Source organism: Nonomuraea mangrovi (assembly GCF_042681425.1).
In the GTDB taxonomy this organism is placed as follows: domain Bacteria; phylum Actinomycetota; class Actinomycetes; order Streptosporangiales; family Streptosporangiaceae; genus Nonomuraea; species Nonomuraea mangrovi.
Genome location: NZ_JBHUFV010000038.1, coordinates 198,933 through 208,311, shown reverse-complemented (window position 1 = coordinate 208,311; position 9,379 = coordinate 198,933). Strand labels below are relative to the sequence as shown.

7 protein-coding genes are annotated in these 9,379 nt (G+C 69.2%); 4 read left to right on the top strand and 3 right to left on the bottom strand.

Annotated elements, in window-relative coordinates:
* The first annotated feature begins 2 nt into the window (after window positions 1–2).
* Window positions 3–1,790: a non-ribosomal peptide synthetase gene (locus tag ACFSKW_RS26775; RefSeq protein ID WP_379575198.1), complete on the top strand. Its 1,788-nt coding sequence runs from the start codon at window positions 3–5 to the stop codon at window positions 1,788–1,790.
* 262 nt (window positions 1,791–2,052) lie between these two features.
* Entirely contained in the window at window positions 2,053–2,385 is a 333-nt protein-coding gene (locus ACFSKW_RS26770; protein WP_379575197.1) for a hypothetical protein, read from the top strand.
* Window positions 2,386–2,491: 106 nt separating this feature from the next.
* On the opposite strand, the gene ACFSKW_RS26765 is transcribed toward ACFSKW_RS26770, so the two are convergent.
* From ACFSKW_RS26765 to ACFSKW_RS26755, 3 genes are all read right to left on the bottom strand, one after another.
* Entirely contained in the window at window positions 2,492–3,706 is a 1,215-nt protein-coding gene (locus ACFSKW_RS26765; protein ID WP_379575196.1) for a sialidase family protein, read from the bottom strand.
* A gap of 190 nt (window positions 3,707–3,896) precedes the next feature.
* Window positions 3,897–4,136, bottom strand: coding sequence for a transposase (locus ACFSKW_RS26760; protein ID WP_379575195.1), 240 nt, complete (start codon window positions 4,134–4,136; stop codon window positions 3,897–3,899).
* A 70-nt stretch (window positions 4,137–4,206) separates the two neighbouring features.
* On the bottom strand, window positions 4,207–5,760 hold the full coding sequence (locus ACFSKW_RS26755) for a glycosyl hydrolase family 18 protein (protein ID WP_379575194.1): 1,554 nt from the start codon (window positions 5,758–5,760) through the stop codon (window positions 4,207–4,209).
* A 1,065-nt stretch (window positions 5,761–6,825) separates the two neighbouring features.
* Between ACFSKW_RS26755 and ACFSKW_RS26750 the strand changes: the two genes are divergently transcribed.
* Window positions 6,826–7,083 (top strand): hypothetical protein, encoded by a 258-nt coding sequence (locus ACFSKW_RS26750; RefSeq protein WP_379575193.1) that lies wholly within the window; start codon window positions 6,826–6,828, stop codon window positions 7,081–7,083.
* A gap of 9 nt (window positions 7,084–7,092) precedes the next feature.
* On the top strand, window positions 7,093–9,318 hold the full coding sequence (locus ACFSKW_RS26745) for a transglycosylase domain-containing protein (RefSeq protein ID WP_379575192.1): 2,226 nt from the start codon (window positions 7,093–7,095) through the stop codon (window positions 9,316–9,318).
* The last annotated feature ends 61 nt before the right edge of the window (window positions 9,319–9,379 follow it).

Below are 9,379 nucleotides of genomic sequence, written 5' to 3'. Positions count from 1 at the left end.
CCATGCACGCCGAGCATCGCGAGTTCCGGGCGGAGTGGCTCGAGGAGTCCATCGCCGCCCGGTTCTGGGCCGTCGTCGCCGAGCATCCCGACCGGGTCGCGGTGCTCGGCGAGGAGGGCCCGCTCACCTACGCCGAGCTCGCACGGGAGGTCCAGGCCGTGGCGTCGGCGGTGCACGGCGCCTCCAGGGTCGGGCTCCTGGTCGGGCACGGCCCGAGAATGGTCGCCGCCATCCTGGGCGTGCTCACGGCCGGGGCCACCTACGTACCGCTCGATCCGGCCTATCCGCCGGCCCGCCTGGCGAGCATGTCCGAGCTGGCCCGGCCGGAGCTGGTCGTGACCGTGCCCGAGCACAAGGACCTGCTCACCGGCGAACTCGTCGACCTCACCTCGATGCCGCCGGCGCCGGGTTTCCGGCCCGTCACCGTGGATCCGGGCTCCCCGGCGTACATCCTGTTCACCTCGGGCTCCACGGGGCGCCCCAAGGGGGTCGTGCAGACTCATCGGGGGGCGTTGTTCCAGATCCGGACGCATACCAACAACCTGCGTATCCGTCCTACCGATCGGATCAGCGTCGTCTCCTCCTTCAGCTACGACATGGCGGTGACGGACGGCTTCTCCGCGCTGCTCAACGGGGCCGCCGTGGTGCCCGTCGACCTCCGGCTGCATGGCCTGGGTCAGCTGAGGGAGGCGCTCGTAGACGGACAAGTCACGATTTATCACTCGACGCCGACTGTCTACCGCTATCTGCTGGACTCCCTCTCCGAGGGAGAGGTGCTGTCGGATGTCCGAGTCGTCATCCTCGGCGGGGAGGAGGTCGTCCGCCACGACCTCGACCGCTTCCAGCGGCACTTCCCCGCCTCCAGCGTCTTCGTCAACGGCTACGGGGCCACCGAGATCTCCTTCGTCGTCCAGAACCACCTGACCGCGGCCGAGATGGGCGACGACGCGGTCGTGCCCATCGGGCGGCCCCTGGACGGCGTGGAGATCGAGCTCAGGCCTGACCCTGCGGAGGGCGAGATCGTCATCCGCAGCCCGTACCTGGCCGGCTATCTGGGCGCCGCCGAGCGAGACCAGGCCAGGTTCGGCGTCGATCCTGACGGCATGCGTTTCTACCGGACCGGCGACCTGGGGCGGTGGTCCGCCGATGGCCGGCTGGCCTACCTGGGCCGCCTCGACCGGCAGGTGAAGATCCGCGGCCACCGCGTCGAGCTCGGCGAGATCGAGGCCGTGCTGGCCACGCTGGTGCCCCGGGCCGCCGTCGTCACCCGCGAGGTCCGCGGCGAGCCGCACATCGTGGCCTACGTCCTGGGACAGGACACCTCAGGACTGCGCGAGCGGCTGGCCGAGGTGCTGCCCGACTTCATGGTTCCGGCCGAGATCGTCGGAGTCGACACGCTGCCCCTGACTCCCACCGGGAAGATCGACACGGCCGCCCTGCCAGACCCGCACCCCGGACCCGCTCCGGTGCGGGCGGTGAACCTGCCGGCGCCGGAGGCCGAGCTCGCCACCGAGATCGCGGCCGCCTGGGGCGCCGTGTTCGACGTGCGGGAGGTGGACTGGGAGCGATCCTTCTTCGACCAGGGCGGGCACTCGTTGCTCATGGCGAAGGTCCAGCAGCGGCTCGAAGGCGTCCTGCGCCGGCGTATCCCGCTGACCACCCTCTACGCCCATCCCACCGTCGCCTCCCTCGCGCACCACCTCACGACGGGGGAGCCTGGAGAGACTGGGGCGCCGAGCGACGCTCCAGCGGCCCGGGCGGCTCTACGACGGCAGCGCCGGCGATCCTGACGCCACCTGGCCCAGGTCGCGGCGCACCTGCCGTCCTCCGAGTTCACCGATCCCCCGCCACGTGACTCCGGCCGGTAGCCCTTCGCCACCGGCCGTCCCCTTCGCCGCAGGGTGGCGGGATCGCGGCGTCGCGGGGTCGCGGGATCGCGGCGTCGCGGGATCGCGGGATCGCGGGATCGCGGGATCGCGGGATCGCGGCGTCGCCGGATCGCGGCGTCGCCGGATCGCGGGGGGCGCGGGGCGCCGGATCGCGGGGGTGCGGGTGAGCGTCACCGGCTGCGCGCCGGTGATGCCGCGCCTGGCGACGAAGGCGGCGCCCTTCCCCCCCGATCGCCACGAAGCGGGCGGCATCGCCCCGAAGCGGCGGCCGATACGTCGGTCCCAGCAGCGGCGGCGCCGCCCGGCCGGTATTCCCGGTGGGCACGGTCCTGATCCAGATCTGTACACGCAGCGCAACACGGCGGAACGCTGCATCGATCGGATCAAGGAGTGGCGCGGGCCGGCCTTCCGGTTCGACAAGACTCCCGACACCTACCTGGCAGGCCTGCATCTACGCGGAGCCATCCTGTGGATCCGAAGCCTCCAACCCGCCTGAAGATCCGTACAGGCCCTGGCGCGCCGCGGTGCCGGTTGGTGACGCAAGGCCCGCGGGCGGGTGAACTTCTGGCGTGCGCCCAGCGTCGCCCTGCTGTGGGACCGGGTCAGGGCAGGCCGATGGCGCTCTCCCAGAACCAGGTCCAGCGGATCTCGTCCCTGAAGCGGGCCGCGCCGGCCTCGTAGAGAACGCCGATCGCGCCGTTGCCGATGAGCGTCATGTCGGAGTACCCGGCGTGGTCATCGTCGATGCGGACACCTGCGTTGTCGACGCGGTTGGCGTGGTCACGCCAGGTCGCGCCCTCGTCGAAGGAGGAGCGGACGTTCATCCCCACCGGGTTGTTGCCGGTCTTCGGTGTAGCGGGGGCCGACAGCAGGATGCGGCTGTAGGGGCTGCCGCTGCGCTGCCGGAGCAGGGCGGCGTGGGTGGAAGGAGCGGTGATGTTCGGATCGGCCGTGAAGCGGCCGGAGAAGGTCAGACCCCCGTCGGTGCTCACGCCTCGGGCCAGGCCGTGGACGGACGTCTGGTCGGGGACCGCTCCGTTGCGGGCGATCACGAGGATGCCGCCGTCGGCGCGCTCGACCAGGGTCTGCTCGCTGAGCTTCAGCACCGACGCGTCGTACGTGGCGGTCGCGCCGGTGCGCCAGGTGCGGCCGTGGTCATCGCTGTAGACCAGCCGTACACTCTGCCGGTTGCCGATGCCGTAGTAGACGGGCACCACCAGTCGTCCGGCGTTCTTCCCTCGCGTCAGCTGGATCCCATGCCCCGGCCCGGTGGCGAACCAGTCGCCGCTTCGCGCGGGAGCCTTGATGGTGGCCGACAGATCCTTCGGTGCCGACCAGGTCCGCCCGTCGTCGTGACTTACCTGAACCTTCGGCGTGCGCGGTGTGGTCCGCGTCTCGGTCGGCTCGGATGTCGTGAACAGGAAGACGGGCCCTGTCGAGTCCGCGACGACCGTCGCGTTGCCCTGGAGTGCCGCGCCGTTGGCACTGGCCAGGACCGTCCTGCTGGCCTCCCACGTGACGCCGTTGTCGGTGGAGCGCCGCATGACGACGTCGAAGGCGCCGTGGTCGAGGCAGTTGTTGGCGTTCCTGCGCTCGGCGAAGGCGAGCAGTACGTCGTTGCTGGTCTTCACGACGGCGGGGAGTCTGAAGCAGGTCGTCACCGGCGATCCGGTGTCGGGGTCCTGTGTGGTGAATTGCCGCCACAAGGTCTGCCGGTGGAAGTTGAGCGTGGGTTCGTCTGCCGCCGCGGGTGCGGCGTTGATCGCCACGGCCAGCAGTGCTCCGGCCGCGGCGACAAAGTTCCGTAATTTACGCATATGTGCCTTTCATGCTGATCGCAGATCACGGGGTGCGGCCTGAACGCGGCCGAAACGAGCCGGCGGGCCGACGCCAGGGCGATGTGGTCGCCGACCTCCAAGGAGGCGCGGCCCGCCGTTCATTGAAGTGGACCGGACCCGCGGGCGCATGGGTGCTGGGTCGAGGATCGACGGGTAGAGCTGGCTCTACCTACATGGCGTGCATCAGGTGCCCGAAGATGCCCGCCATCGCCCACGACCGGAACCGGTCGTAGGCGATGGACCACGGCCCGTACTCGGCGGGCCGATCCCGCCACGAACTACCGGTGCGGAACCGCCACATCACCGCGTTGAACTGCTGCCGCAGGTCCGGGATCGGGCCTCGCTCGCCCACGGGCAGGCGAGGCTCGATCAAGGACCATTCCTCGTCGGTGAGGTCTCCACGCGCCATGTCGATGGCCTACAGGATCGGAGACCAAAGCACAGGCGAATCCCTCTGATCTCAACTCCGAACAGGCCCTCTATCGGCCCTGCAGGGCCTTGACGTTGTCGCCGAACGTCCAGCTCTTCGAGCCGTCCCAGTTGATGGACCAGGTCATCAAGCCCTTGAGGTTGCCGCCGAAGGCGTTCCAGCTCTGGCTCACCAGCGCGGGACTCATGTGGCCGCCACCGGCGCCGGGCTGCGCGGGCAGGCCGGGGACCTGCTTGTCGTACGGGACCCTGATCGTGACGCCCTGGACGACCAGGCCGTTGTTCAGGCAGGTGGTCTGCGCGGTGAAGCCCTGAACCGTGCCCGCCGAGTAGGAGTCGCCCGCGCAGCCGTACATGCTGCCGTTGTAGTACTGCATGTTCAGCCACCAGAGCCGGCCGTTGTCAGCGTACTTCTTGATGATCGGCAGATAGGCGCCCCATATCGAGCCGTAGACGACACTGCCGCCCGTCACGTAGGCGGTCTCCGGCGCCATGGTCAGGCCGAAGGTGGGCGGCATCTGGGCGAGCACGCCATCGATGATGCGGATGAGGTTGGCCTGCGAGGCCGACAGCTGGTTGATGTTGCCGCTGCCGGTGAGCCCGGTCTCGATGTCGATGTCTATGCCGTCGAAGTTGTAGCGCTTGAGAATCGGCACGACGGTCGCGACGAAGCGGTCGGCGACTGCGCTGGAGCCGAGGTCGATGCCCGCGGCCGCGCCGCCGATGGACATCAGGATCGTCGCCCCCTGCGCCTTGGCCTGGCACATCTCGGCCGGGGTGGCGACCTTGACGGTGGCGTCCATGCCGTCCTCCCACAGGACGGTGCCGTCGGAGCGGATGACGGGGAACGCGGCGTTGATCACGTTGTAGCCGTGAGCCTTGATCCGGGGGTCGGTGATGGGGGTCCAGCCGAACGGCGGGTGCACGCCGTTGATCGCGCCGTCCCAGTTCTCCCAGTACCCCTGCAGAACCTTGCCGGCGGGCCGTGCCTTCACCGGGCAGGTGGTGTCGGTCGGCGTCGGCGTCGGCGTGGGAGTGACCGTAGGCGTGACGGTCGGGGTCGGGCTCGGGGTCGGGGTGGGAGTGGGGGTCGGGGTGACCGTCGGGGTCGGGGTCTGGCCTCCTGGGCCGTCGAAACTGACGTCGTCGGCGTAGTAGGTGCCCTGGCCGTACCAGCCGTGCAGATAGACCTCGGCGGTGGTCTGGCCTGAGGCGGTGGTGAAGGAGACGGACAGCTGCGTGTAGGCCGCCGGCGAGGATGTCCAGCCTGACCCGCCGCCGGTGACGCCCAGGTAGACGTAGCTTCCACGCACCCAGGCCGTGAGCGTGTAGGCGGTGTTCGGCCGTACGGTCACCGACTGGGTGCACTTCGCGTTGTCGGAACCGCTCGCCGCTCCGGCGAGCGCCTTCGAGCCGGAACGGACCGGGGTGCCGACGACCGATCCCAGCCCGCCGCCGCAGGACCAGGGAGAGAGAGTCCCGGTCTCGAAACCCGGGTTGACCAGGAGATTGGCGGCTTGGGCGGACGTATTCGTCACGAACACGCCCACGATCGCCAGAAATAACGATACGGCCAGCACGAGAAGACGCGATGTTCGCTTCATGAGGGACGACCCTTCTGTCGCTCGAGGCGCGACAGGTCACCGGACACGACGGAGAAGTGGAGTTGCGAGGCCAGGGCTCGCGCCAAGCTGACCCGAATTATCAGGATATTTACTGTCAAAGTCCATGACTGGCCCTGCCCGCATATGTCAACGATCTGCCTTGCGTCACCATTGCCGGATTCTGTCGAGCGACCCGCCCTCTGAGCGGCTTTCAAGAAAGCTCGTGACGTGGCATGACGTTCGGCGACCAGATGGAATGTTGTTCGGATTCGACTTCCATACCGGTTTTCCATAGCGGCGCCATATATCGCGGCCTCGGCCCCGGTGCGTGGTGCGCCGCTTCGGTGGCCGCCTCGCTTCAGACACACCTCGGCTCGTGCTGGTCCTCTGGGGTTCCCGCGGAGCTCGGGCTGACTGTGGTCATGGTGCGGCTCTTTCGCTTCCGTTCCACCGCGGTTTGAAGTGGCGGTTCAGCCGCTCGACCGGGCGATGAGGTCAATCGCCACGGCCGGGATACCGGCGTCGAAAAGGCAGGGCATGCCCGAGAGCCACCTCGCCAATACGCGCGCTCGTCAGCCGGCCGCCGGAGACACCGAAGGAATGCCGACCGTGAATGTCACACAGGCGAATACGCCGGTGGCTCTTCCTGCCGAAAGTCGATGCCGAACGTCTTCGTCTCTGTAATACGGCCTGTCGAGACGTCCCTGGTGATCCGGGGGCGCATCCCCAGGCCATGCAGCCCCCCAGACCATGCAGCTCAGGCCGTAGTCCTGGGCCGGGGAAGGAGGATGGGCGGAGATCGAACAGCTGGCCGATGCTGCCACGCCCCCGCGACAGGCGCCTCACTGCTGGTCCGACGCCGGCGCCGTGGCGACGGCCGGACGACAGGCCGGGACGCGCAGACCTGCATTCATATCCGAAATATGATCAATCTCGCCCCGATACCGTATTAGACATCGAAAGACGGGCTCTGCTTTGCTTCTGCCTCTCCGATAGTCGAGAGCAAGGACAGGCATGCGACACCTCCGCGTCCATCGCCCCTTGGCGGCGCAGGCAGCGGCCACGTTGACGAGTTCCCTCCCGGCGAGCGGCACAGGCGCCGCGAACCTGCCGGTCGAGGCGCGCAACGGACAGGCGACGCTCGGCCGGTTGCGGCCACCGTCGTCAGGAGAAGTCGCTGCCCTGGACGACCTGAGCGCGGTCGCCTCGTCGTACGGCGCCCGCGACGACATCGCCGTGGTCAGGTTCGCCGACGCCGCGCCCATCCACATCGGCCGCCGGGCCGCCGCCGTCCGCGCCCGCGGACTCGGCGAGCTCTTCTAGGAAGAGGACATGCGCAGAAACGGGGAGGGCCGTTCGGCGGCCGCGTCGAACATCGTGCGTCTGGCCGCCGTCGGGGCGGTGGCGGGCGTGGTGGTGGCGGGGATCGTGGCGCCCGCGGTGGGAGGTGCGGGAGTCGGCCTCGTGTCGGCCACCGGCGAGCTGAACATCTCGGCCCAGGATCTGGCCGAGCCGCCGCTGGCCCAGGTCACCATCGTGCAGGACCGCAAGGGCGGCGAGATCGCCCGGTTCTACGAGGAGTACCGCGAGGTCGTCAGGCTCGACGAGGTAGCCGACGTCATGAAGACCGCGATCGTCTCGATCGAGGACGACCGCTTCTACGAGCACGGCGCGATCGATCTCGAGGGCACGATCCGCGCGTTCGCCAGGAACCTCCAGGCGGGCGGGGTGAGCCAGGGCGGGTCGAGCATCACGCAGCAGTACGTCAAGCAGGTGCTGCTCAACGCCGCCGCCACCGACAAGGAGCGGAACAACGCGCTGGCGGCCAGCTACGCACGCAAGCTGAACGAACTGCGCCACGCGATCGCGGTCGAGAAGAAGTACACCAAGGACGAGATCCTGGAGAAGTACCTCAACATCGCCTACTTCGGCGCAGGCGCCTACGGGGTCGAGGCCGCGGCCAAGCGGTTCTTCGGCGTCCACGCGAAAGCGCTCACGCTGCCGCAGGCGGCGACGCTGGCCGGGGCGGTGCAGGATCCCAACGCCACTGACCCCAACCTGGGCAGGAAGCAGCGCGAACTGCTGCTGAAGCGACGCAACGTCGTGCTGGGCAGGATGGCCGAGCTCGGCAGGATCACGCCGGAGGAGGCGGCGAAGGCGAAGGCCGCCAAACTGGGCTACAAAGGCACAAAGCTTCCCGGAGGCTGCGAGTCCAGCAAATATCCGTACTTCTGCCTTTATGTACGTCACGAGATCCTCAGCAACCCCGACTTCGGCAGCACGACCAAGGCCCGTCTCGCGTTCCTCAACCGCGGCGGCCTGACGATCAAGACGACGATCGACCCGGCCATGCAGGCGGCGGCCGACAGGGGCATCAGGAAGTGGGTGCGCGCCTCCGACGATCCGGTCGCCTCCGAGGCGCTGGTCCAGCCGGGCACAGGGGCCATCAAGGCCATGGCCGCCAGCCGGCCGTACGGCCGCAGCAGGGCCAGGGACGAGATCTCCTACAACCTCGTCGCCGACGCCGCCCACGGTGGCGCCGTCGGCTTCCAGGCCGGTTCGACGTTCAAGGTCTTCACCCTGCTCAACGCCCTGGGCAAGGGCATGAAGCTCGACGACGGGCTCACCGCGGGAGCCGGCTTCCGCGCGTCGGGACCCGCGGCGTTCAAGAACTGCAAGGGCCAGAACATCGGTGACCCGAACCACACCGTCACCAACGACGAGGGCAGCCCCGGCTGGAAGACCCTGCGGACCGGCACCTGGAACTCGGTGAACACCTTCTTCATGATGCTGGAGCAGCGAGTCGGGCTGTGCGACACGGTCGAGACCGCCAGGTCTCTGGGCATCCACCGCTCCGACGGGCGCAGGCTCCAGGAGTACGAGACGTTCACGCTCGGCATCAACGAGATGGACCCGGTGACCGTGGCCACCGCGTACGCCGCGATCGGCGCCCGCGGCAGGTACTGCGCGCCGATGGCGATCACCCGGATCACCGACCGGAACGGCAGGACCACCGCGTACAAGCCCAAGTGCCGCCAGGCGCTCGACCCCGAGGTCGCCGACGCAGCGGCCGACGTGCTGTCCGGCGTGTTCACCAACGGCACGATGCGTTCCGTCGGCGGCATCGGCCGCGACGCCGCGGGCAAGACCGGCACCACCGACGACTACGCCGCCGCGTGGTTCGCCGGGTTCACTCCGGACCTGGCGGGCGCGGTCAGCATCGGCGACCCGCGAGGCTCGCAGGAGCACAAGCTGAACGGCGTCACGATCGGCGGGCGCTCCTACGGGGCGGTCCTGGGCGCCACCCTCCCCGGACCGATCTGGAAGGACACCATGATCGGGGCGTTGCGGCACGTCCCGCCGACGCCGTTCACCCCGGTCAACTCCGAGCGGTTCGGCGGCTGCCAGGACGACTGCCGCCCCGAGCGTTCCCCCACGGAGGACGACGGCGCCGTAGAAGACGACGGCGCCGCGGAGGACGACGGTGCGGCAAACGACGAGGGTGCCGCGGAGGACGTCGGCGCGGACGTCACCACCGGCGGTGACAACCGCCGGTGACAACCGCCGGTCGCGCTCGCCGAGCGCGACCGGCACCGCGATGTACCGACGGTAGGCGCGG